The organism is Alteromonas gracilis, assembly GCF_002993325.1.
GTDB classification, from domain to species: Bacteria; Pseudomonadota; Gammaproteobacteria; order Enterobacterales; family Alteromonadaceae; genus Alteromonas; species Alteromonas gracilis.
The window spans coordinates 1-25,487 of record NZ_PVNO01000027.1 but is presented as its reverse complement, the minus strand read 5'-3'; the positions used below and the strand labels follow the sequence as shown (position 1 = coordinate 25,487).

18 protein-coding genes, 1 other RNA gene, 1 pseudogene and 1 riboswitch are annotated in these 25,487 nt (G+C 43.4%); of the genes and pseudogenes, 4 read left to right on the top strand and 16 right to left on the bottom strand.

Annotation, left to right across the window (positions count from 1 at the left end):
- Positions 1-17: 17 nt before the first annotated feature.
- Together C6Y39_RS13460 and C6Y39_RS13455 are read right to left on the bottom strand one after the other, a co-directional pair.
- A complete protein-coding gene (locus C6Y39_RS13460; RefSeq protein WP_105931778.1) occupies positions 18-2,108 on the bottom strand; it encodes a TonB-dependent receptor in 2,091 nt (696 codons plus the stop codon).
- A gap of 55 nt (positions 2,109-2,163) precedes the next feature.
- A riboswitch (TPP riboswitch) is annotated at positions 2,164-2,267 on the bottom strand.
- 130 nt (positions 2,268-2,397) lie between these two features.
- Complete coding sequence (locus tag C6Y39_RS13455) at positions 2,398-2,823, bottom strand: acyl-CoA thioesterase (protein ID WP_105931777.1); 426 nt, start codon at positions 2,821-2,823, stop codon at positions 2,398-2,400.
- A gap of 59 nt (positions 2,824-2,882) precedes the next feature.
- Between C6Y39_RS13455 and C6Y39_RS13450 the strand changes: the two genes are divergently transcribed.
- Positions 2,883-5,171 (top strand): GNAT family N-acetyltransferase, encoded by a 2,289-nt coding sequence (locus C6Y39_RS13450; RefSeq protein WP_105931776.1) that lies wholly within the window; start codon positions 2,883-2,885, stop codon positions 5,169-5,171.
- Between the two features lie 165 nt (positions 5,172-5,336).
- Here the strand turns inward: C6Y39_RS13450 and C6Y39_RS13445 are convergent, their stop codons facing one another.
- From C6Y39_RS13445 to C6Y39_RS13390, 12 genes and pseudogenes are all read right to left on the bottom strand, one after another.
- Positions 5,337-6,602: a tetratricopeptide repeat protein gene (locus C6Y39_RS13445; protein WP_105932033.1), complete on the bottom strand. Its 1,266-nt coding sequence runs from the start codon at positions 6,600-6,602 to the stop codon at positions 5,337-5,339.
- 2 nt (positions 6,603-6,604) lie between these two features.
- Positions 6,605-7,216: an energy transducer TonB gene (locus C6Y39_RS13440; protein WP_105931775.1), complete on the bottom strand. Its 612-nt coding sequence runs from the start codon at positions 7,214-7,216 to the stop codon at positions 6,605-6,607.
- 1 nt (position 7,217) lies between these two features.
- A complete protein-coding gene (locus C6Y39_RS13435) occupies positions 7,218-7,616 on the bottom strand; it encodes an ExbD/TolR family protein (protein WP_012517737.1) in 399 nt (132 codons plus the stop codon).
- 11 nt (positions 7,617-7,627) lie between these two features.
- Positions 7,628-8,152 (bottom strand): MotA/TolQ/ExbB proton channel family protein, encoded by a 525-nt coding sequence (locus C6Y39_RS13430; protein ID WP_012517736.1) that lies wholly within the window; start codon positions 8,150-8,152, stop codon positions 7,628-7,630.
- A 1-nt stretch (position 8,153) separates the two neighbouring features.
- Positions 8,154-9,512: a MotA/TolQ/ExbB proton channel family protein gene (locus tag C6Y39_RS13425; protein ID WP_105931774.1), complete on the bottom strand. Its 1,359-nt coding sequence runs from the start codon at positions 9,510-9,512 to the stop codon at positions 8,154-8,156.
- Positions 9,513-9,518: 6 nt separating this feature from the next.
- A complete protein-coding gene (locus C6Y39_RS13420) occupies positions 9,519-10,280 on the bottom strand; it encodes a DUF3450 domain-containing protein (protein ID WP_105931773.1) in 762 nt (253 codons plus the stop codon).
- 298 nt (positions 10,281-10,578) lie between these two features.
- Positions 10,579-11,277 (bottom strand): 2OG-Fe(II) oxygenase family protein, encoded by a 699-nt coding sequence (locus C6Y39_RS13415; RefSeq protein ID WP_105931772.1) that lies wholly within the window; start codon positions 11,275-11,277, stop codon positions 10,579-10,581.
- Between the two features lie 19 nt (positions 11,278-11,296).
- Positions 11,297-13,069, bottom strand: a complete 1,773-nt coding sequence (locus C6Y39_RS13410) for a 2OG-Fe(II) oxygenase family protein (RefSeq protein ID WP_105931771.1) — start codon at positions 13,067-13,069, stop codon at positions 11,297-11,299.
- Between the two features lie 3 nt (positions 13,070-13,072).
- Positions 13,073-13,966, bottom strand: coding sequence for a class I SAM-dependent methyltransferase (locus tag C6Y39_RS13405; protein WP_105931770.1), 894 nt, complete (start codon positions 13,964-13,966; stop codon positions 13,073-13,075).
- A 65-nt stretch (positions 13,967-14,031) separates the two neighbouring features.
- On the bottom strand, positions 14,032-16,932 hold the full coding sequence (locus C6Y39_RS13400; protein ID WP_105931769.1) for a TonB-dependent receptor domain-containing protein: 2,901 nt from the start codon (positions 16,930-16,932) through the stop codon (positions 14,032-14,034).
- Between the two features lie 322 nt (positions 16,933-17,254).
- Positions 17,255-20,200 carry a TonB-dependent receptor gene (locus C6Y39_RS13395; protein ID WP_105931768.1) on the bottom strand — a complete coding sequence of 982 codons (2,946 nt, stop codon included), beginning with the start codon at positions 20,198-20,200 and terminating at the stop codon, positions 17,255-17,257.
- 249 nt (positions 20,201-20,449) lie between these two features.
- Positions 20,450-21,544, bottom strand: a pseudogene (locus tag C6Y39_RS13390) (tryptophan 2,3-dioxygenase family protein); the annotation flags it as partial.
- 263 nt (positions 21,545-21,807) lie between these two features.
- Here C6Y39_RS13390 and C6Y39_RS13385 point away from each other — a divergent pair.
- Positions 21,808-22,098, top strand: coding sequence for a late competence development ComFB family protein (locus C6Y39_RS13385; protein WP_105931766.1), 291 nt, complete (start codon positions 21,808-21,810; stop codon positions 22,096-22,098).
- Between the two features lie 16 nt (positions 22,099-22,114).
- Here C6Y39_RS13385 and ffs read toward each other — a convergent pair.
- Positions 22,115-22,211: signal recognition particle sRNA small type (gene ffs / locus C6Y39_RS13380), an RNA gene on the bottom strand.
- A gap of 86 nt (positions 22,212-22,297) precedes the next feature.
- On the bottom strand, positions 22,298-23,356 hold the full coding sequence (locus C6Y39_RS13375) for a Glu/Leu/Phe/Val dehydrogenase dimerization domain-containing protein (RefSeq protein ID WP_105931765.1): 1,059 nt from the start codon (positions 23,354-23,356) through the stop codon (positions 22,298-22,300).
- Positions 23,357-23,664: 308 nt separating this feature from the next.
- On the opposite strand from C6Y39_RS13375, the gene C6Y39_RS13370 reads away from it, so the two are divergent.
- Together C6Y39_RS13370 and C6Y39_RS13365 are read left to right on the top strand one after the other, a co-directional pair.
- Positions 23,665-24,132 (top strand): Lrp/AsnC family transcriptional regulator, encoded by a 468-nt coding sequence (locus C6Y39_RS13370; protein ID WP_071817410.1) that lies wholly within the window; start codon positions 23,665-23,667, stop codon positions 24,130-24,132.
- Between the two features lie 91 nt (positions 24,133-24,223).
- Positions 24,224-25,462: an IS4 family transposase gene (locus C6Y39_RS13365; RefSeq protein WP_240618812.1), complete on the top strand. Its 1,239-nt coding sequence runs from the start codon at positions 24,224-24,226 to the stop codon at positions 25,460-25,462.
- Positions 25,463-25,487: the final 25 nt, after the last annotated feature.

Genomic DNA, 25,487 nt, shown 5'->3' with positions numbered 1-25,487 from the left:
GCTCGTTTCCTTTTATTTTAAAACGCGTACTTAACAGTGATACCAAACTGACGACCATTACCTATTTGGTAATATGGCTCTTCAAAGGCATATTCATCGCGAGGGTCGTTACTAAAACCACCGAAACCTCGAGTGTAGTACTCGCGGTCAAATGCATTTTGGATCCACAGCGAGGTTTGCCAATCACCGTGTAACACTACGATTTCAGAGTTAACCAGTGTTGTGCTTGGTGCGGTTACATCATGGCCGTCAGAAAAACGGTATTCGCTTTTATAGTCTACATCTACGCGCCAAAGCACGTCATCTGTAAGTGCGTACTCACTATAAAGGTTTGCCGTCCATTTAGGTGATTGAGCCTGTCGTTGCTCAGATACTTCAGTGCCGTCTGCAAGCGTATATCCTTCAAAGGTAGCGCTTAAGTAACCAACACTTGCATCTAGCTGCCATGCATTACTAGCAATCCAGCTAAGCTCAAGTTCGGCCCCTTTGTTAGTGCCTAAATCAGCATTATCGATAATATCTACAAAACCTGCCGTGCCGTCATCACGAGTGATAACATCAAAATCACTGACTTGTGTATCTTTTCTATCCATGTAGAAAATTGCTGCACGAGCAACAAGGTCAGGCCTTAATACCGGGCCTTTTACGCCTACTTCGTAGTTCCAATTATACTCTTCGCCGAAGAATCTCTGGTCGTCATTCACGCGACTGTCAGGGTTAAAGCCTGCGCCTTTATAGCCACGCGAGATACTGCCGTAATAGAAGTGCTCGCCTTGTGTATACTGAAGCGCTACTTTTCCGCCGACCATGGTGGTATCAAAAGCACGTGTAAGCTGATTATTATCAGCGTAATCAAAATCGTAGTTTTCTACTCTCAAACCCGCTACAAGTACTAGGTTATCATTCAAACGGCTTTCTGTTTGTGCATAAATAGCAGTGGTTGTTGGTGTATATTCACTAGCAAAGTCATTGTCTAAATACGTGTACTGACGCAGCAACTTTTCTTCTGTGTTTTTATAGAATACACCTAAGGTCCAGTCGGTCATGCCATCGAAAAGCGCGGCACTCTCAGACGAGACAAAACGCAACTCACCTGTTTGGGTTTCGACATCGCGATAGTATGCATCAAAAGAGGTGTAACCCCACGGATGAAAACCGGTGAATGTCCAATCTTCATCATATCCATAAGCAATGTTATGAGAAGCATGAGTAGCAATAAGAATGAGATCGCCCGCGGCCGTACTCGTTGTTGAGCGCGCACTTACTGCGTGAGTTTGATGTTCGTCAAAACCTGGCTCGTCAGACAGTGTTTTGTTGTCGTTATCAAGCGAGAACGCATCGTAGCCGTTATCAATGTCGTACCAGCGATAAGTAAGCGCGAGTGTGGTTCTTTCGTCGACGCTGCCTTCTACAGCGAGGCGCAATGCGGTTTCATCGATATTATTTGTATCGCTTCTACCTAAAAACGTGTTCTCTACAAAACCATCGCTACGGTCATGAACCAGCGCAACGCGGTATCCCCAACCAGAATTAATATCGTCGCCAGTGGCACCTTCAATACGGTAGCTATCTTTGTTACCAATGCGAGCCTCAACGTAGTCTGGCCCATCGCTGCCTACATTGTTACTGGAAAGTTTAACTGCCCCGGCCAGTGCGCCAGTACCATACAGCGTGGCCTGAGGCCCGCGATAGACTTCTAGCTGTTTGGTATCAAAAATAAGGCCCGCTGCGGCAAGACCAGAAAAATCGAATTCATCGACAATAAAGCTCACAGAAGGATTGATTGGTTCGGCAAATTGGCTACGCTCTCCAATACCGCGAATTTGCACAAAGCGGCCACGAGACGCGCCAGCAGCAAAATTAACGTTTGGAATACTGTTTAACACACTGTCGATATGGCTAGGCTGCCTACTGCGAAGACGCGTTTGGTCTAAAATAGTCGCACTGGCGCTTAGCTGATCCAGCGTGGTTTGACGAAAATCGCCAGTTACAACGACGCGTTCAATATCGGTTGGCGTGCTATTTAAACTGTTACTCACATTAGTTTCTTGCGCATAGGCTGCAACAGAACTCGAAAGTAATGAAAGCGTGAAAAGTGTTTTATACATGGGATCTCTTATTCTTACTCAAGAAAAAAGATCCGGGTCTAACGGCAGGTGATAAGGCTATATTGTGAACCATCCCTACGCCGGTATTATCCGGATCAGGTTTAAGGGTTCCCACACATGTGGATCTCAGACCGAAAACGGACACCCCTTGGTATTGCGTTAAAGCACTCTGTGAGGAGGCTTTACCATCTGCGACGGAGTCTACCAGTTCGATACACGCCGTCAAGCAGATAAGACATTAAGCTAACGTCATAATTTTTATATGATATAAAGCATTAGAAGCGTGCAGCTAGTCCGCGTCGATATTCATATTTAGACGACGAACTTCATCGTCAGTCTGAGCCTTTAAACCTTCCAACGTTTTGCCATGTGCCGTTGGTTGACGCGTATCTGGGTCAACTTTTACAAAGACGATATCGTCTGCAAAACAAATAGTTTTCTTGGTGGCTTTGTTACGAACCAAGCAGCTTACAGTAATAGACGTGCGGCCCACAGCCTTAGTTTCTAGGCCAAATTCTACGATATCCCCCTGCATAGCGGGTGACTCAAAGCTTATTTCACCAATATGCTTTGTTACCAAGCAGTTGGTTTCTAACTGACAAATTGCCCAAATGGCAGCTTCTTCGTCTATCCATTCTAACGCGCGCCCACCGAACAAAGAATTGGCATAATTGAGATCGTTTGGCATTACTAGACGCCGAGAAAGAAAGCGCATTCGAATTCCTCATAATAAATCGCTACTATAGCGTCAGATTATACCGAAAAAACTAATTCATGGCGCTAATTCAATTACGCGAATGGCTTCTAGCCCCCTATCGCGAAGACAGCTTCAAAAACGGCTCACAGGCTACTCCCCTGCTTCACCGAAGAATGCTGGTTATTTCAGGAGGTAATGACTTTTGTGAAGCTGCGATATCTAGCCTTCGAAGCTCAACGGATGAGCTGGCATCATTAAGTATTTCGAACCTCACTAGCAACGCATTAAAAGGAAAGATGCGAAAACAAGTGCTTGGCGTCGAGTGTGACATTGCTTTATTGGATTGCCGCGATTCTTTTAAGCCAGGTGATATTATGGCTGTGTCGGGCGTTATTAAGCGTAGTGGCTGCTTAATACTTATTTGCCCAGAATTTAACGCATGGGTCGACAATATAGCGGTGCCTTTCTTATCAGAAGGGTTTACGCTCAACTACAGTCGATATCTTTCTCGCTTCATTGAAAACTTGCGTAAAAACCCATACGTGGGTTTTCATACTGAAACGGAGACTGTTCTTCCCGATATTTCTTTCTACAGTGTAGAACAAGAATCAATTCACAACGAACACACAAATACCCGTTTTCGCTCTGTTGAGCAAGAGCACGCCTACCATCAGTTGCATCAAGCATACATGCGTAATCAGCTTAATGCGCTTATTACAGCACCAAGAGGTAGAGGTAAATCATCCCTTTTAGGCCTATTTATCGATAGCCTTGTCAAAGAAGGTAAGCACATTTTGCTTACCAGCGAACGCAGGGAAAACGTAACAAACGTTTTATCTCGCTTCACAGAATCTGAAGAAGCAGACAATCAGAATGTAAAATTGTATACGTCGCAAGTGGCAAGTTTAGAAACACAAAGAGCGGTACAGCAAACTACGCCAAAAGGCTTGGTTAAGTGGGTGCCGCCCGATAGCGAGTTGCTTTTTGGTAAAGAAAACACGAAATATGACCTCGTTATAGTAGATGAGGCTGCGTCCATGCCACTTCCCGTTATTAATCGAATAATGGCGTATAACCCACAATGGGTGTTAAGCACCACACTTTTAGGCTACGAAGGCTCAGGAAGAGGGTTTATTCATAAACTCATTCCCAACTTACCAAACGAGACTTTACATCTAACGCTGACAACACCTTTACGTTGGTTTAAAAACGATCCTGTTGAAGCCTATTTTAATAACACCTGTCTGTTTGAAAATGATTGCGTGAAAGATGCTGGTTGGAACGTAAACTCAGAAAGTAGCAGACAAAATAGCATAGCCTTTCTTACATCGCTCAATAACTCTGAGCTAATAACGGCTTGCGAGTTTGATATTTGCTCTTTTGAGAATGTAGACGAAAACATACTGCAGCAAATCATGTCTTTGCTTTCACTTGCTCACTACCAGACCACGCCTGACGATTTTATGCGCCTGATGGACAGTCCAGATGTTCTGGTCGTGACTTTTAAAATTAAAGACCTAGTACTTGCTACAGCAATAATTAACATAGAGGGTGGAGACTGCCTAAGCGATGTTGCTCTTGGTATAGCAGAGGGTAAGCGACGCCCAAAAGGTCATTTAGGAGCGCAACGATTAACATTACTGTCTGCCGACTTTAATGCTGCAACACAGAGCTATTGGCGAATAAACCGCATTGCTGTTCACCCAAAGCTTCAGGATAAAGGTATTGGCAGCCAACTAATCAAAAAAATAGTGAAAAAAGCCCATGAGCGCGCTATTGATGCAATATTAACGTCTTACGGAACGACAAACAAACTTGATGGATTTTGGTCTAACAATGGCTTCGAAATCGTTGATTATGGCCGAAAGCCTAATAAAGCCAGTGGTGAAACCAGCGCTTTGGCTGTGCTACCTTTAAACGTTTATACCGATGAACTGGTTGAAAAAGTCGTAGCCCTCAAAGCGAGTTTCATTAGTGCACTTAGTCTGCACGAGCTACCCATTTCTGTTCTTGAAATCTATATAAGTAAGCTAAACCACTTTACCCAAGGAACGCGAACGCTTGATGATATTTGGCCTATATTGAATAAATTAGCGAGCGAGGCAGAGCTCCGCCCTAAAGCGATAAGCGACAGGCACGAAAACAAACGCAGTAATGACGCTGAATTACTTAATACTAACCTTTACGTACTCAATAAGCTTATAAAAATAATGAATACGAATAGTTACCTAGTATCACTATTTGAAGTCTCAGATATAAATATGAGGCTTATTAAAGAGGTGCTAGAAGACAACGGTGTTAAGGTAGATGGGTTGAAAGGGTTAACGGCAGCAATTAGGGCTATATTGCGCCCCGCATTCAAATAACTTTCTTGGGTACTGTTAAGTGAAGTACCGTTAGATCCGAAGTAAGCTGTCGCCATTCTAACAAATCACTTTCACGACAATTTAGTTTCTACTCTTAAGTAATACACTAAAACTAAAAGCAAAAAAAAGCCTCCCAAGGGAGGCTTTGATAGCTAAAACCAGTTATTAAATATTAATACCACGGTTTTTCGCTTTCTCTTTTATGTAAGGTTCCCACGCTGCCGCGTTACGACGTAGCGAGCGATCTTTTTTGGCTTCTTGAACATGCTTGTACGCAGCTCGATAATCTCCAGCATAAAAGTTCGCTTCCATAAGCGTAAAGTGAACTTTTTCAGGATTTTCGATGCCACGCTCAAGAGCATTTTCAAGAGCTTTAACCGCACCTTTGTAATCCTCAGCGATAAGCAACAAGGTACCTTGCTTGCGATAGTATTCTGGATCAGAAGTCTCTGCAGCGGCTTTCGCATATAACTTAGCTGCAGTTTTGAACTCTTTTGCGGCGTGATAAGCATTCGCTATACTAGCCGTTAATTGAGCGTCTTCTTTAAGTACACCAGCCTTGATGAACTTTTCCAACGTCTTCGCACCGCGGTATGGCATACCATTGCTTTGATAAAGCTGGGCCAGCGCTTTAGCTTCACTTTCTTTCTTCAAGAAACCTTGCATATCAGCAAGTTCAAATGAAGACAATGCCTTTTTATACTCCTCAACTTGTAAGTAGAACATACCTAACTGAGTCCACCAACGTGGCTCTTCAGGAAACTTACGAACAAGTTCTTCCGCAACAAGCACCGTCTGGTCATACATCTTACGCTCGTAATAAGAGGTAAGCTTCAAAACATACGGGTTCTTGTTTGGCTCTTCATATAAAGCTATTGCTCTATCTGCTGGCTCAATCATTTTATCTAATTGCTTAGATTCGTAATAAGCCTGAGTCAAGCGAGTATAAACGTCGGCATCTTCTTTACACGTGAAGTCCATCCAACTGTTATACCATTTTACAGCGTCGTTATACTTTTCTTCCTGCATACTCAAATCACCTAAAAGCTTAAGTGTTTGAGCGTGCTCTAGGTCGTTAAGTACTTTATTTTTTACAGAATCAACAAGGTAGTTGTAAGCCTTTCCACCTTGACCTTCCTGCGCTGCAAGTAGGTTACCAATGAAACGATTAACGTAAGCTTTATCAAAATCGTCGGAAGGATCGATTTCATAAAGAACGTTTAATGCCTCATCTACTAAGTCTTCATTGTAAAATTCGAAGGCTTTTTGAACTTTCTTACCGGTACGCTCACCTACAAGCGTCGTTTTTCCTTTCTCATAGCCAGGACAAACAACAGGTGATGTCTGCGCTAGGGCAGCGGGTGCTGAAAGCACCGCACTTGCACCTAACACTAAAGCAACGGCTGACATTTTGAATGTACGTTTCATCATGATCATTGCTCCAGTTTAAAGTCTAGCTGTACGAACATGCCAGGTTGTTTAACAGCTTTGCCGTCAACAATCTTAGGCTTGTATTTCCACTTACGTAGAGCACGACGTGCTTCACGGTCGAAAATACGCTTAGGTTCAGCATCAATAACTTCAATATCATCTACACCACCAACTTCGTTGATAGTGAAAGACAGTCTTACCCAACCTTCACGACCGTCGCGGGCAGCATCAGGTGGATATTTCGGATCGATACGAACGATAGGTGTTGCTTCACCGTCACGCTGCATTGCACCAACGCCACCAATATTTACACCAACACCACCTGTGTCAATAGATGGAATAGCTAAACTAAAACCATCTGCGTCAGGTTCTGCTGCTTCCGGCTCTACTTGCTCCATTTTTGGAGGCTGTGGAGGTGGAGGCGGCGGTGGCGGTGGAACACGAGTACGCGTTTGCGTTTGGTCGTCTGGTTCCTGCATAACAATATCGATAACCGGTGCAGGCGGTACTTCGTCTGCTGGTCTAGATGAATTTTCAATCAACTTAGCCATCAGAACGAAAAGGGCAAATGCAACCGCAGCACCTAATACAATAGATACAAGTATACGTAACATCTTATCCCCTTGCCGCTACCGAGACTCGGTTAACGCCAGCGGCTTTAACCTGATCCATAATCTCAACTACTAAACCATGCTTCGCTTTAACATCAGCTTGAATGATTACGTAGTCAGTTGGCTGCTCGGTTAGCAGTCTTTCAATATTCGCTCTTACGCTGTCCGGCGCTACTTCACGCTTGTCTAGCCATACATTTCCGTCTTCAGTTACGGCGATGAAAATGTTTGCATTTTTGTGAAGAATCGCCTGGCTCGCATCTGGCTTGTTGACTTCGATCCCTGCTTCTTTAACGAAAACAGTGGTAACGATAAAGAAAATCAGCATGATAAACACGATGTCCAACATGGGCGTCATGTCAATCTGTGCATCTTCTTCCTCGGTTCTGACTTTTCGAGCCATAATCTCTCTCTCTAATGATGTGGCAGGCTATCAACTAGCCCTTCTCTTGCCAGCTTCACTTTCGCTTCAAGACGTGAACTGATGAACAGCCCAGATAGCGCGGCTACCATTCCCGCCATTGTCGGGATAGTTGCCATAGAGATACCAGCTGCCATTAGACGTGCGTTGCTGGTGCCCTGCGTTGCCATTGTCTCGAAAACACTGATCATACCGGTTACTGTTCCAAGTAGACCGATTAGTGGACACATTGCAATAATGGTTCTGATAATCAGCATTCTAGCGTTTAGATCGTCTGACGCTTGAGAAATCCACGCGTCACGGATTCTATGCGCATACCATGATGTGGTATCTGCTCGGGCATCCCAATTCGCGATGATGTTTTTCTTCACCTTTGGGAAGACCGAGGTTAAATACCAGTAACGCTCAATCATTAAAACCCACATAAGAAAGAGCGCGGCAGCAACGAAGTAAAGTACGTCACCGCCGGTAGCGATAAAGTCCCTGACCGATTCGAATAATCCAATCAGGTAATTCATATTACGCTTTCTCCGACTCTGTGTGAGCAGCTATGATACCAGCAGTTTGCTCATCAAGAATGTGGATGATTGACTTGCTACGAGAAGCTACGATGCTGTGCATAAGGATTAGTGGCAGAGCCGCGATAATACCCTGAGCAGTAGTTACAAGAGCCATTGAGATACTTCCTGCCATCATACGAGGGTCACCAGTACCGAATAATGTGATGGTTTGGAACGTCTCGATCATACCTAGTACCGTACCTAGTAGACCAAGTAGTGGAGCAATCGCTGCAAAAATCTTGATTACGTTAATACCGCTTTCAATTTTCGGAAGTTCACGAAGAATCGCTTCATCAAGTTTAAGCTCAAGGTTTTCTGCGTCAGCAGTTTTGTTCTCTTGATAAACTTTAAGGATACGACCTAGTGGATTACCTTCTGAAGGATTGTTTACGTTCTTAAGCTGTGAACGCATTTTTCCACCAGTGATCGTCAACGTGATCATTTTGTAAAGACCAATTAGTAGACCAACAGCAAGCATTAGTGTGATTGTGTAACCTACTGGGCCACCAGCGTGGTAACGCTCAGACATTGTTGCTTTCTGCTTCAATAGACCAAGGATACCGCCTTGAGATGGGTCAGCATAGAAAGGCGTGAAACCTGAAGTCGCGTCAATTAGCTCTTCTGCAGACGCAACAAAGTGACCGTCTGGTTGACGACCTAGAGGCTGAACAACTTCAGACTCTGCATCGTATGCTAAGTAACCATTCTCACCAACAAGGTTGAAGGTACCAACACGAAGAACTTCTTGTTGTGAAGAACCACCGTCAAGGTTTACAACTTCAGTTGTAAACTTAACTACTTCACCGCCTTCAGTCATTTCTTTTTGAAGTGCAAACCATAGGTCTTCTAGTTCTTTGATGTTAGGAAGACCTTTAGAATCTTCAGACATTTCTGCTAAGAACTGTCCACGACCAGGGAACTGAGCACTTACGATTGAAGTAGAAATACGACCGTAAGCTTCAGATGATGCTTGACGTACCACACCAAACATTTCACCAAGCGTACCGGTTGCTTGGTCTAGTTCAGCCGCTTTTTCGTTAAGTGTCACTTCGTTGTCTGAGAATTGCTTCTGTAGACGATCACCACGATCTTGCTCGGCTTTAAGATTTGCTTGAGCCTTGCGAAGAAGCGCTTGCTTGTCAGCACGAGCTGATTGGAATTCAGCTTCGCGTTGCTTGTCTAGTTTCGCTTCAGAAACACGGTTCTGTTGAACCTGATCTAGAAGGTCTTTCAGGCTCTTTGCTTCCTGAGCCTGCGCTCCGGTTGCCGCAACTGCAACTGTCACAGCGGCTAAAAGAGATTTGAATACTGGTTTCATTAACAATTACTCCGCTGCGCTAATTGGTAGTTTAACAAGAGCCGCAGGAATGGTTCCGTTCGCCATTTTCACTGCGTCAATAGTCGAAGAAAGGTACTCATCACCTAGCTTCTCCCAAGAGCGGCTTTCATTGTTCCAAACCCACGCGTGCGTTTGATCAAGTGAAAGAGCTAGTAACGCCGTACGACCTAGGTTAAAGAAATCAACAGTAACTTCCGTACCTGCATCATCAATAGTGCCTTGGTAAGAGTTGATCTTAGTACCGTACTCAACTTCTACTAAGTAGGCCTCTAGCACCTGACGGAACTGTTCAGAAACAGTAACGTTAGAGTTAGCCATAAGGTCACGAAGACGTTCAACGCGCTGTAAACGCTCTTCCAAACGGATAGGACGGTCTAGTTTGATGAACTGCTCTAGGCTGTCAATCATACGGAACATAAGAGGAACGATGCCCTGCTTAGTTTGTTCGATGCTGTCGATTTGACGCTGAAGTGAATCGATACCGCGCTGCTGGTCTGCAACTAGGCTAGCGATGTAATCATTGTAGATTTTAAGGTTTTCTGTCTCATCTACTGTTTGACGATACTCAACGAGTAGTTCTTGAGACTGTTCAAACAACGTGTTGATTTTTTCTTGAGATTTCGCTGCAGCCGCGTGGATTTTCGCTTCTTCTTTATGAAGATCTTCTAGCGTATCTGCAGAGACTGCACTACCTGTTAGTGCGAATGCACCCATAACAGTAGAAGCAATAAGAGTTCTCTTGCTCATTTTGGACATAGTTCCCAACCAAATTTCTTATTTGAATCCTCGCCGATAAGGAAAATATTCGGGCAAGGGGCGTATAAAACTTTCACAATTTTGTTTCAGGAATGTAGCACTGACGTCAATGTTCAGTACTACGAACGTAGTATACTCACATGGAACGGTGTAACGAGTCAAGTAACGACCTCTTTACATCTACAACTTTCGAAGTTGATCGCTTAAATTATATTCACATGATTAAGCGTCTCTTTCTAAATCAATTAAGTTAAGTTGTAGCTTGACACTGCATGAATTGGTCAAAAACCTAGCGTGTTCCAAACCATCCGGTTAAAGCGTATCGCGGTTTTTTAGCGAACGGTGTTAAATACGTGACGCTATGTATATGTTTTACGTCAAACAAACTTAATGTATTGAATGTAGGAGTCCAGCTTTCTAAAGTCTCACCATCGTTATTGAAAAACTGTAACAGTCCTCCCCAATCAGGGTGCCATTCAGGCGACAAATTAAAAACATATGCCAATTTTCTGCCTTCAGATTGAACATCATCTTTATGTCGAGTTAAAAACTGGCCTGGGACGTACTTTGTTGCTTGCATACTAGCGTAGTTAATATCATTTTTTCCCGTTATGTTACGAATGACGTCTAACACTTCTTCACTGTTTATGCTTTTATAAAAATTGAGCAGAAACGAGTCTTTTTCTTCGGCTGTTATGTACTTGCGTCCGTAAGAGAAACCATTACCCATTGCTGCATTTTCCATTAAATGAAAATATATCTGCTGGCGTTGCGTGTCTTCTAACCCGTTCCATTCTTTTTTACTCATCACAGCATTTTTACCGTCCACATACATAGCGGTATCAAATTCAACTCTTTCGTTTAATGCTTTAAATGAAAGTGCAGCAAACTCGAAGTCCAATACTTTGTTAACACGCACTTTGCCGTCTTCAGCGAAGCTCGATTTAAGTTCATCGAAGTTTAACTCTTTGTTCCAAAAATTTGTCATTGTTGTCTCTTTTTATTATTCAAGAAGATGAGATATCAAATGCTATAGTTAATCGCTTTTCATCAGATTTAAATGGGATGGTGCCGTGCCAAAAGTAAGAGGGGAAAATAACCAACTTGCCAACTTCAGGCCGAACAGTGTATTCATGAGTTAGATTAGTTTTAAGTTTAAAATTTGGAGTACCAAAAGACAAATATCCCTCATGTTTCTCATGTGCTAACTCAGATGGTATTTCAATGTAAAAAACAGCACTTAAGCGTCCTTCTGGATGAACATGATTTGTGTGGTACCCTTTATCAGATAGAAAAACGGACCATGCTCCTACGATTCTAAAATCGTTGTTCGGCAAAACAACGAACTCATGCAGATCGTCTATTGCTTTGACTTCTGATATGTATTCCCTGACCGAATTTTCAAAGAAAAGACGTAATTCTGTTAGGTGCTCATTGCTCGAGGACAAGATATTCCCACGGGTTTGAGTACCACCATTGACCGTCTGTTGAAGAGGTGCCGATTTGGCGCTATGCAACCGAGATACATGCTCTTTTAACAAGGCGATAAAGTCACTAGATGCTTTTCCTCCAACCACGTTTGGTAACTGGTAGGATCTCACTAACATTGAATAGTGACAGTAACTTTTTCGATGTTGATTGCGTTTTGAAAGTCTCTCTGCCACAGCCAAATATGCTTTTGCCATAACAGATGAATCGCTAGATGTTGTTAATGATGGCATAGTGTTAAGTACATAACCTGGCTCATCTATTTGTAGTGCATACTGGGCGGCGTCTAGAATCAAAGCTGAGTCTGTTTTATCCTTTAACAGCATATAAGCTTCTTGGTAATTTTCATCTGCATGATATAGACGTGCCTTGCATTGCAAGTATGCTACTGACGAACGATCTAAATTAGGGTGGCTACTCAATAAAGTTTCAGCTGACTCAACTTTCCCCATCCGCAAATAGTTTTCAGCCAAAGCAATAAGCATATCATTGCTTGTAATCCCGCTTTGAATGGCAGACTCAAAAATCGATAACGATTTATTAATTAGACCAACTTCTATGTATATAGATGAAAGATTTTTATAGCTGTCAACGTAATAGGGATTTAACTGAATGGCTCTCTCATATGACTCTATTGCGCTTTCAAGAATATTCAGGTCTGAATACGCATTGCCTAGGTTATGATACAGTTGAAAATTATTGAGCCCGTTTAGTTGAGCCCGCTTTAAAAGGTTTAGCGCCTCTTCAGGATTTTCTAAACGCCTAAAAACTGTCGCTAAATTATGCAGCGCTGTAGTGTTATTCTCATCCGCTTTGAGAACTGTTCTATAAAGTTCGGAGGCCTTTGTAAGCACTCCTCTATTATCGAATAGGCCTGCAACATAATTGGTTAACGCAATAGTATTTTGAGACGTTTTTAGTTTTTTATACCAGCTCTCAAGTTCAATATCACTGCAAACACCGCTAGCAGCTCGAAGAAACAGCTTTGTTGTTTCTAGTGACTTGTTATTAAAAGGCGTTAGACAGCGGTAGGCGTCTTCATATCTGTTGAGAGATAGAAGACATTTGGCATATTCATATAGTACGTTAATATTGGATTGCGTCTTTTCGTATGCATATGCCAAAAGCGGAAAGGCGTTTGCGGCCCTGTTTGTATCAAGAAGCAATTTTCCGTACAGATAATTCAGGTTTATATCAGAAGCATTCTTATCAAACAGTAACTTGTAACCTGCCTCAGCCTCTGCCAAATGGCCCCTCTGATGAAGGCTCATTATGCTTTGAAGGTTTTTCATTGTTCACTCTTTTTTAAATCTCAAATCCCAAGCTACCGGTAAGTTTTTATTTTTGAGTAAAAACGGGCGAACAACCCAGCTATCTGAATATTTACCATTGGTTATCTCTTTTATGTCAGATGTTGATAATGCTACGTCACAGATAGCTGAGACGCGGCGATAGATCGTTTCTAACTGCTGCTCAAAGCCCTTTATCCATGCCAATATATCAGAATGTTCATAGTGTTTGTAAGCTAGAAATAACTGTTTAATTCCATTGACGAAATGAAGACTACCCGCACACCACTTGTTGTCCAATGTTGATAGATGAGATAGATATTGCTTAGCGCGATCTTCATAAACGTTTGGGTCAGTCACAATCAAATCAGCTATCTGCAATGCATTTTCGAAAGCATGAATTTCAAACAGCGTCTCCATCCCCTCCTTTTCACGATTATATCGAGAATATATGTGTCCGTTTTTATAGTGACAAAGAGCAATGAACCTCGAGCCTTCTTTCATCATCGTTGGCATATTTTTAATTGCCTCGGCACCTAAATACTCAATACCAAACTGACTTACAATCAAATCGAACTCAATCAATTTTTCTTTTGGAAGTTGGGACGCCTTATTCAGTATAACCTGTGCATCAGGAACATTTTTTTTCAAGGAATTTAGTGCATCTACACTACAATCTAAACCTACTTTGCGATGAAAACGTTTATCACCAAAAATTTGAAAGAGAGCGCCAGCACCGCATGCTATATCGATTACGCTCTGCATTGCTGTCTCATTTGGTAAGTTTTTAGACCAAAAGTGCTCAAAATCTAAAATACTTTTGCCATCGTCTCCGGTGAACAAAACTTTACTATCAGGATTTTCGTTCCAGTACTGATTCCAATCGTCTATCGTGCCCATGGTTCTCCTTACAAAAAGCAAAAAAAAAGTGGGCAATGCCCACTTTTTTAAAAAGCAATAAGCTATTAGAAGCTAGCTGAGATACCTACGAAGTAAGTTCTACCAAATACATCGTATGTTGCAGGGTATGTATTTGACTGCTCAGCGTTGTCTCCGAAACGAGGTGCTTCGCGGTCTGCAATGTTACGAATACCTGCATTTAGACGGTAGTTTTCGCCAATGTGGTAAGTACCAGACAGATCGAAGTAGCTGAATGAACCTGTATCTTCTTGGAAGAAAACAGTACCGTTGTCGTCATCTTCCGTTGCACCGATGAAGCGCCATAGAAGCTGAACGTCAAAGTCATCCATGCCCCAAGCAACAGTCATACGGTGAACGTACTCTGGAGTAGGCTCGCCACAAGTGTTACCAAATGTACCCGCACAGTCGATAACCTCTGAGCCAGCGAATGACTGGAACGAGCTCTCAGTGGTGTAAGTAGCAAGGTAGTTAACACGCATATCGCCACCCGCAACTTCCATTGCGTAGTCAGCAACGATATCCACACCTGTAAGCTTGATTGAACCTACGTTCTGGCTAAGGATTTCAACGAAATCGATAGAGCCATCAGGGCGACGGTTTACAACATCACAGAATGCAGAACCAACACCGCCTAGCTCATTTGATGGGTCGTAACAGGTAGAAAGTACGTTGTTAGTACCGCCACCAAAACCAAATACTGCATCTTCAATTTCAATGTCAAAGTAGTCAACAGACACGCTGAAGTCGTCCATTGGCGTAATAACAAAACCGACAGACATTGTGTCAGCAGTTTCTTCTTGAAGATTAGGGTTACCACCGCTTACCTGACGAGTCTGACCAGATACTGCGTCTAGCGTAGGAGTGAATACCGCGTTAGCAGGTACACCAGTCGCTGTACAAATTGCGCGAACTGCATCTGATTGGTTAGATGCTTTAGATGAACATGGATCTTCCGCTGGTGGGAAGCCTTCGTTCTGTGGAGAGAAAAGCTCACCAATGTTAGGCGCACGTACCGCACGGTTGAAGCTTGAACGGAAACGAAGTGTATCGTTAATAGTCCATGAACCGGCTACTTTATACGCATTTACGCCACCTACTGTTGACCAATCTGCATAGCGGTATGCTAACTCAAGGTCGATAAGTTCAGCGAACTCTACACCTTCAACAAGAGGTAGATATGCTTCTACAAAGTATTCATTTACATCGAAGCTACCAGCAACAGGGCCTGAACCGTTAAATCCAGCGATTGTACCTGCAGCAAGGTCTTGTGATGGGTCGAACGAGAAGCTTTCTTCACGACGTTCGAAACCAAACGCGATTCCGATTGGACCACCAGGAAGTTCTACGAAGTCCATGGTGTCGCCAGAAATGTTGAAACCGAAAAGTTTCTGCTCGTACTCAGAGGTAGAGTTTACGCGAGTACGAAGGAAGTCAGCAGCTTCTGCTGAGATATTACCTTCACCAAACAGATTCATTGGAGAACAGCTTACTAGTGAGCCATTTGCCGCTGTGTTCGCACAGCTTGGATCACCGTTTGCGTCAAGAATAACGTTTCCAGCTTCATCTGTGGCAAGAATAAGCGCTTGGTCAAAACGTGCACGGTTTACGTTACCTAACTGGATAGAGTTTTGGTTTACACGGCCAGTTTGGAAATACGTGTCGTACGTCCATGCTGAATCGCCAAACGAACCACGTAGGCCAGCAAGCATAGAGAACATTGTGTTGTCGTCTTCAACGATACGAGGACCAACTTCTAACAAACGACGACGTAAGAATGCTGTACCAGTATCGGCAATGCCGTCACCGTCGGTATCTACGTCACCGCCAACTGCGTCAGAAAGGATCTGCTGTGCTGTTGGGTCAATGAACGGGTTTCCGTCTAGCGTAAATGTTGACGTCTGGAAAATAGGTGTCGCAGCTAGCTGCTGTGGTACGTCACTGTTAGCAAAACTACCGCGCATGTAAACTTCAGTAGTGTCATTGATTTCAAAGTGACCGATTGCAGTGATGTTGTGACGTTGCTGTGGTAACTGTAGATAGTTTACTGGAGCAAAGTTATAAAAATCGTTCTCAGCACCGCCTTGAACGAATGGACGAATAGTACCGTCCTGATTGAATATAGCACCGCTATTGAAAGAATCTGGTAGGCCTGCAGTGAAGATAGATGTACCAGGTACACCTGATGAACCGAAAGGCTCTAGGAATAGACGGCCGTCATCGCCAACAGCATCTGTTAGTGCGATGCTAGAAATATCGCGAGAATCAGCAAAAAGCGCCGAACGCTCAGTATACTGCATGCTCACAACTACGTTACCGCGGTCATCAGCGAAGTTGCCACCTAGCGTTAGTGAGCCGTTCCAAATCTCAGCATCACCTTCTTCAGTAGTTTCAAAACTAGTATTGAAATCTACACCTTCAAAATTCTTTTTAAGTGCGAAGTTAACAACACCCGCAACCGCGTCAGAACCATATACCGCAGATGCACCACCTGTTAGTACCTCTACGTTTTCGATAAGCGCAGCTGGAATTGTGTTGATGTCAACTGTACCGCCAGAAGTTGTAGGTACAGCGCGAACGCCATCAATTAGAACTAGTGTTCTGTTAGTACCAAGACCACGAAGGTCAACAGTAGCGATACCGCCGCCTGGGTTATTTGAAGAACGGTCTAGGCCTGGAATTGTTTGAGGAAGCGTGTTTAGAAGCGCTTCAGTGTTAACTGAGTTAGTTAGTTCAAACTGTTCTATACCAACCGTAGCAACTGGCGCGTTGCTGACGAAGTCTACTTTACGGATACGAGAACCAACAACCTGCACTTTTTCAACTGCAGCTTCTTCTACTTGAGCATCTTCTTGTGCGTACGCAGGTACGCTGATTCCTGTCGCAGCTACCGCACCAAAAGCGCACGCTAACTTCACTGACTTAGCCAGCTTAGAGTTTGTAAACATGTATTGTCTCCCTGGACCACTAACGTTATTAGTGTGTGTCGTAAATCGTTTATATAACGAATTTTTATTAGTAAGGTCGAAGCCTCACTTTGATAATAACCACATCGTTAGTGAGTGGTCAACAGCGATCAGACGGGTGTTCCAAGAAAGTTCAATTTTTTTTTGTATTTTCACCGCAATTTGTAAATATTAACTTACATTTAACATTAAGCCTCTATAAAACAACGCTCCTTGGTTGATTTTTAAACACTAATCAAAACGGGCGGAGCCTGTAAATAAGATTTACTCGCGCCCTGCCCTAAATTTTGATTAAGTCTGCTCTCTAGAACGAGTAGTTCACGCTGAAACGAACGTATCTAGGAGTTTGCCACGCAGTTGGCAGACCGTAATTCGGGTTTACGTCAGGATTTGTTGGATCAGCTGAGCCCTCGTCATCATATATTTCATTAACTTCTGTAACGCGGTCGTTGTTAAGAAGGTTGAAAATATCCGCTCTAACAACCAGCTTCTGCTCGTCACCTATATCTATATTGTAGGAAGCAGATACGTCGATAGAATAATAACTGCTGGTGCGGCCACGAGACCCACGAGGTGCTGGCTCACCACCGGCGAAGAATGACTCTGAATCATAAGCTTGAGCAAAAATATCTGTTGGATGATAGCCAAAGGCATTGATTGGACGGCCAGTCCAGAATTGAAGGTTGGCACCAAGGGTTAGATCTTCAGTCACCGCATAAGCACCGTACAACTTCACTTGGTGACGTCTGTCGTTTGGCAAATCACCATAGGCGTTATCAAGCAGTCCCGGTTGGTCGAACAACGTTGTGAGACCTGCGTCATCTTGACCGTTGTCAGAGCGAACATAACCTTCGTTGTTACCCCAGCTATGTGACCACGTATACGCTGCGTTAAGCATCCACACACCGTCCCATGCTCTCTGCCACATAAAATCAACAGCGGCATACTTACGAATTGAATCTGGGTAGCCTAGATCTTCAGCAGACAAGTCCATGTACACTAACTCACCCTCTGCACCCGGCAATTCAGTAGTGCCAATGCGCATATCAGAATTAGGGTTTGTTAGTACATACTGGTGGAACCCATCCCAGATATCAGATACGTCACCGTAACCATTTGCTGCCGCCCACTCAATAACCGCCGCATCAATAGCCATATCTTCAATAGTGGTTGAAAGCTCACGATACGTACCTTGAATTGACATGCTCCATTCATCATTCAATTGGAATTGATAACCTGCGATAAATTCATCCGAGTACATTGAATCCAAGTTTTGATCCACAATTTCATCTGGAGACTTTGCAGTACCGTCAGCGAATACATCATCAGGCTGAGTTTTAGCGCCCGTCAAATTAGGAATGCCCAAAGCTTCATCAGCGAAACCTTCAAACGCGTAGTACTCTTGTGTGTAAGTTTCCGCGCCTGCTAGACGGATATTGGTGTTTGCTGCAATAGGTAAGTAGTATCTACCGTAGCTTGCCCATGCTTTGGTCTCACCATCACCAAATACATCCCATACTGCGCCTAAACGAAGTGCCCACTGGTTATCGAGTTTTGCGAAAGATTCGCCATCAGCATTGAAGTTTTCGAATGTATCGTTACGAAGACCTGCGTTAATGACTAAGGTGTCTGTAACTTGCCATTGGTCTTGAACATAAAAAGCGAAGTTTTCAGAATCGAATTGGCCTCCAACGTTATAGTCGCGATAACGGACCTGATAAATTTCTTCGTTAGCAGCATCACTGTCATCTACGTAATATAGATAATAAGCGCCACCCGAGTTAACTGTGTTGCTGTTTGAAGTAAGTTTTTCGTAGTCTACACCAAATCGTACCGAGTGATCGCCCGCATACCAGTCTGCGTCCAGTCGAATAACTTCGCGCTCATCATCACCTTGCTCCGCGGTGAAATTAGCCCATGTGTTTGTAGGAACGAATGATGCGGTGCTGTCATAGCGGTAATAAACCACTGGGTTGCCGTCTAACTCGCTTCGTACTGTTCTGTCTTGTTTGTTAATGCCATACTGAGCAGAAATTGAGAAGTCATCATTAATAATGCTCGTCCACTTAGCGGTATAGTTTAAGCCGCCTTCGTCTTCATAGCCTACACGTCCATTAGTGTAATCACCGGCGTCAACGGAATCATAAGTCGTGATTTCTGTCGAGCGCTCATCAGAAAAGGCTGTGATTTCAAGAATATTGTTCTCTGTAACATACCAATCAACTTTGGCTACCCAAAATGCATCGTCATCTTTTTCGAAATAGCCGTTCTGAAGAACACCATCAGAAGTATTAGTTTGCGCACCAGCGTAGTTATTTTCTGCTGAACGAGGGTTGAATAACGCATAGAAGAACAACTTATCTTCAATTAAAGCGCCACTTGCCCATACGTTAACGTCCCACTCATCGACTTCATCTTGCGTGTTGTCAATTCGGTACAAGCTATTTACGTTATTGCGTGAAGAATCACGCTGTTCACGAAGTGAATCTGGCTCCCAATAGAAGTTAGCACCCGCTTTAAACTCGTTAGTACCACTTTTGGTTTTAGCGTTTATAACACCGCCTGTTACACGCCCAAACTCTGCTGAATAACCACCCGTTTTGACTTCAAACGTTTCATACATATCAAACGGTGGCTCACTTGAACCCACGCCAGTACGGAAATTAGTAATATTCAAGCCGTTGACGTAATAACCATTCTCGCCAACTGATGCACCACCAATTGAAGGCAAATCTCCAAAAGCAGAATCACCTTGCGTTGTGCCTGGCGCTAATAGCGCAACAGAAGTTAGGTTACGTGGAACCGGTACTCTATCTAACGTTACGCTATCTACTACGATACCAGTACTTGAACTCGTCACGTCAACCATGGCAATAGTGGTGCCAGTAACCTCAATACGCTCTACATCATCGCTGGCAAGACGCATATCTAGGTTTGTTTTGCCGCTAATCCCTACTTTTACAGATTCTTGAATGGTAGTACGAAATCCATTCTTTTCTGCGGTAACTTTGTAGTTACCAGCAGGAAGTAATGGAAAGCGGAAGTTTCCTGACTCATCACTTTGTACAGAGCGTGTTAGACCCGTATCTAAGTTTTCGATGGTAACAGTAACATTTGCAAGGCTGCTGCCATTTACTTGAACAGATGTTCCCTGAATTGAGCCATTGGTATTATTTGCTAAAGCTGGTGCAGTTGCACCAATTGACAGTGCAACTGCTAATGCAACTGCACTTCTCTTGATTTGATACATGTACGTATTCCCTGGTTAGTCATGGTCCAGTATTAAGCTTTTATGAAAAATCAATTAAGCCAACCTAAACCTTTGTATTTATTAAAGATAATAAATATTATCCGAAAGGATAATTGACTAACCAGAGCAAAATAATCAACTCATTTATGCGCGGCTTGCGACGAAACAACTCTTTTGAGCGATGTTCGGTTGAACCGGCCCAAATTTTCAATAAACATTTAATTTAAATGCATTTTTTCGAATATAGATTTACTGCAGATAAAAGCCCAATTGCTTTCTTACAGTCTCTGGCAAGTCTGGCAACGCACTTTTAGGTAGTAAAAAAGTCGCCATGTTAAAGAAGTCTAAATAGATGCGGTTCGATTCAGTCGTTTTCTTGAGATAATGATGCCCAGATGAGCCTCCTGTGCCAATTTTAGTGCCCAGCATTCGCTGAACCATCATCGCATGGCGATAGCGCCAGATAGTGAGTTGTTCGTCAATTTCAGTCAGAGCAGTGATGAGCTGAAAAGGAAGATTAAAAATGGGTTCTTCTGAGTACTGCTTGATAAATAGCGCCGAAAGCAATGCTTTATGACTTAAACGAAATTTATCTTCGCCCCTCAGTTTTTCAAATTTAGCTTCGTCAAACAGAGCATCGAAGTTCTCTTTAGTCGCTTTCAAGTCTTTTAACTCTTGGCGTCTCTCTGTCTCAGATAACATGTCGTTGGTTGAAATGGTGTGATGATCATCATTTAACATTTCGTCTGTCGCATTTTTATAATATTGCCAGAAGTCGAACCCCTCGGTTTTTAAAAGTGGCATTCTCGACAGCCATTTATCTACTAGCTCAAACAAGCTTGGTTTACTTTCAAGGTTTTCGAGTAATGCCCTGTCTTTATCTGTAAGGCGGTTATAGAAGCTTTGCTTATCGAAGTCGATTCTAAAGTCTCGTTTTAAGCCGAGCGAAATCTCTAAACGTTTAAACTGGATACTTTGGAACCCAGATGCAGGGACAAGGTAATCTCGAAACGACAAAAACTGCTGCGGTGTCATGGTTTCCATGATGGCAATTTGATCGTTCATTAGTTTTTGAATTTGTATGACTCTATGTAGTCTATGCACAACCAAGGTCAACTGCTGATCTTTCACCGTTTTTTGATTGAAGGTATCAATAACCGCATTGAGCTCGTGAAGTACCTGTTTGAACCATAGTTCATAAACTTGATGAACGATAATGAACAACATCTCCTCGTGCGCGGCATCTCCGTATTTTTCACTTTGGAGGTCTTGCGCCCCCAGTATTTTATCTAGCTGGAGGTAGTCGCCGTAGTAGCAGGGCTCTATATTCTTTTTCATGTCGTTCTCGCCTTTTTGCGCTTATTTAAGTCTCGCTGAGTGGGTGATTATCTATGCGGACTGCTATTATTCTATCATCGTCACCTCGACATCCACAGAATACAAGCTATACATTATAAGGACATACATCCAAATGCTGTGTTACACCACTGTGTGCGTATAAAAATGTGTCCATAGCTAAAAATGGATACTGCATCTGATAAAAATTACTGTAGCTTAATTCAAAACGACAACATTAGAGCGCTGTCAGATTTATATGGGGAAGAATCATGAAGCTAGATGACGACATTCATAATTATTATGAGCACCTGGTATTAGAACGAATTACCAAGTTAGGATTGGACACAACCAAAAGCCCTGACTACTTAGCCGACTTGTGTTGTTTGGCGTTAAATCAAGTCCCACCTCGTTATATTCGATATGAGGTAGATATGGCTTTTTATTTGCCGCAAAGCGAGCGTAATCAAATGGAAATGAACGTGGAGCACGCCATTAGTAAAGCACTGAAATACTTGGATGAAACAGAGAAGAATAAGAAAAGCAAAAGAACTGAAGAATAAAGGAATTTGGGTGGCGGGCCTCCAGCCACATCCCGGCACATGAGTCGTCTGCTGCGGCTGCTCCCTTCCAGGCCTGACCGAGTTCACAGAGTATCATTGCGGGAGGACCAAAAGCCCACCATAGAAAATCGCATTCAGTGCAGAGCCATTCGCCCCTGCTTGAGTGCGGGGCGCATTATGACTACTTGGCCGAGAGTTTTCAACCCTTTATAGTAAATCTCTCTTCTGCGATGACATTTGCAACGCGGTTGGTTGCTGCGCCGTCCTGCTCTGCACGTTCATAAATTTCTTTCAGCGTATCGCCAATTTGCTCTATGTGTGCGCGCAACGCTTCATTGGAACTTGATTCCATTCGCTGATGGAAAATATCAATAACGCCACCTGCATTAATTACATAGTCAGGCGCGTATAGAATTCCGCGCTGCTGAAGTAGCTCTCCCATGTCTTCACGGGCAAGTTGGTTATTCGCAGCGCCGGCAATGACTTTTGCCTTTATTGCCGGTAATGTCTGGTCGTTAATGGCTGCTCCCAATGCACAAGGTGCGAGTACATCAACATCTAGGCTCAATATTTCTTCCGGCGCCACGGCTGTCGCACCAAACTCAGCAACTGCTTTTTCCACACCTTCAGGGTAAATGTCAGCAACGTAGAGTTTAGCCCCGTGCTCGTGCAGATGTTTCGCCAAACGATAGCCCACATGGCCCATACCTTGAATAGCAACACTCACACCGTCCAAGCTTCGCTTCAAACCATATTCTACCGTCGCTTTTAACCCTACAAACACCCCATAAGCAGTAGAGGGCGCAGGATTTCCATCAGGCACTTCGCCTGAGTAATGATATTTTGCATTAACGCCAGCGATATAATCAGATTCAGTCGCCATTGTTTGTAAATCAGTCACCGATATACCTGAATCTTCCGCGGTGAAGTATTTGCCCCCAAGAGACTCTACAAACTTACCCATCGCCTTCATCATTTCAGGCGTTTTTGCTTTTCTCGGATCACCGATAATTACAGATTTACCACCACCAAGCGCTAGGTTAGCCATTGCCGCTTTATAGGTCATGCCTTTAGATAATCTCAACACATCAGTTAAAGCCTCACTACTATTTACGTAGGGCCACATACGACAACCACCGAGTGCTGGTCCCAAGTTGGTGTTGTGCACAGCAATAATGGCACTCAAGCCCGCTTTTTCATCGTGATAGAATGCAACATGTTCGTGATTATCGAACTCTGGGTGATCAAAAACTGACATATATTCCCTATTAAAACCGTGATGAATTGAAACCTACCCAATATGCTGCTGTCACGAAAAGTACACGCTTCCAGATTGGGCTGATATGAGAGTGTGATGACATTTTGCGTTACACTTACCGGCCACGCGAGGTTCATCAACATTTTGCAAAGTGTATCCGATAATTCAGAGGACAGGCCTTGCAAAGTTTGTTAATGAAATTTACAAACTGAAACGCAATAGAATTGAATACAATTTTTCTAGGATGGCTATCCTAGATTTTTTTTTGATATATAATAAACATCATAAAAACGACGGAAACAGTGTTAATGAAATTGGATAAATTTGACCGTGAGATTTTACGCGTTCTTCAACAAGACGCCACGGTGTCAATGGCTGACTTGAGCCAACGTGTAGGCTTGTCTCATACTCCATGTTGGAGGCGGGTAAAACGAATGGAAGCTGATGGCATTATTCTTGGTAAAGTCACTCTTTTAAACAGTAAAAAGCTTAACTTGGGTGTGTCGGTTTTTATCTATGTGACGCTAAAAAACCACGACGGTGACTCGTTAACCGATTTTGAAAATGCCGTGCAGAACATCGACGAAATTGTGGAGTGTCACACCACAAGCGGCGAAAAAGATTACTTATTAAAAGTCATCGTGGAGAGTATTGAAGAATACGAGTTTTTACTGAAGACGAAATTGACACATCTTCCTTTGGTAGACCATATAAGCTCTACGTTTGCACTGAAGCAAGTTAAGAACACGACTGAACTACCAATAAAGCGCCAGTAATCAAAATTATAGGGTCAGAGTCTGAGGTATCCCCACAAATAATATAACGATATCAGTGAGATAAGAAAGATAGGAACATTCATGGTGTTTAGTGATCAGATCAATCGCCAAAAATCACCGAGACCAAACTGCCATGAATGCCCTATCTATTGTGAACAATGTCGTATCGCTTGTCAGCTATAAAATGCATAAAGCTCGTCAGGATGCACTAACGGCGTGCGTGAAAAGCCTTCTTGATGGGAGCGCAGCAACCGTAACCAGCATAGGTCGAGGTATTAGCAATAAAGCCTTTGAGAAGCATCGGATTAAACGTGCCGACCGCTTGCTTTCAAACCCGCATCTATTAAGTGAAACACCGTTTGTCTATGCATCTATATGCCAACTATTTTGTGGCAGTACATCACGCCCTGTTATCTCAATCGACTGGTCAGATTTAGACGACCGTAAAGCACATTTTCTTTTACGCGCGGCAATATCTTTAAAAGGTAGACCCGTCACACTTTATCAAGAAGTTCACTGCAACAAGACCAAAGAGAAACCAGCTACGCACAAGGCATTCTTAAAAACTTTGCACGCCATATTACCTTCACACTGTCGGCCCATTATCGTCACCGACGCAGGGTATAAATCACCTTGGTTCAGGGAAGTATCAGCGTTAGGCTGGGATATTGTCGGGCGTATTCGTAAGCCACACTTTTACTCGCTTGATAGAGGAAATTCGTGGCAGTGTATTCGTCACCTTTATGCTCAAGCGACAGGACGACCAAAGCGCTTTGATAACAGCGAAATAGCTAGAGGTAACCCCTTTGCCTGTACGTTAGTTCTGTTCAAGCAGAAAACGAAAGGACGCCACGCTTCAAATCCAGACGGTACACGCAAAGCCTCAAAGCGGTCGAAAGTCCATGCGCAAGGCGCGAAAGACCCGTGGCTGTTGGCGACATCACTAGCATCTCATCGACGCTTATCGAAACAGGTCGTGGCTATTTATCGCCAGCGCATGCAGATTGAAGAAGGCTTTAGGGACATGAAAAGTACCAAGTTCGGGCTTGGCTATGAGCAAAATAAAAGCGTGAAAAAGCAGCGTCTAACAATCCTGGTATTGCTCACTACGTTAGCGTCACTCGTGGCTATACTACTGGGTATGGTGGTCGTCTCTTCGAATAAACATCGGCGCTTCCAGGCCAATACCGAAACCAGAAGCGTGCTGTCATTCCACTATCTCGGCCTGAGAGCTGTTGCTTGCCGAATAAGATTCACTATGCGACAGTGGAAAGCTGCACTCACATGGTACAGCTCCATAGTCGACGGGGCCTGGGCCGCAGGCACATGAAATTAAATTCGTGGGGATCCCTCAG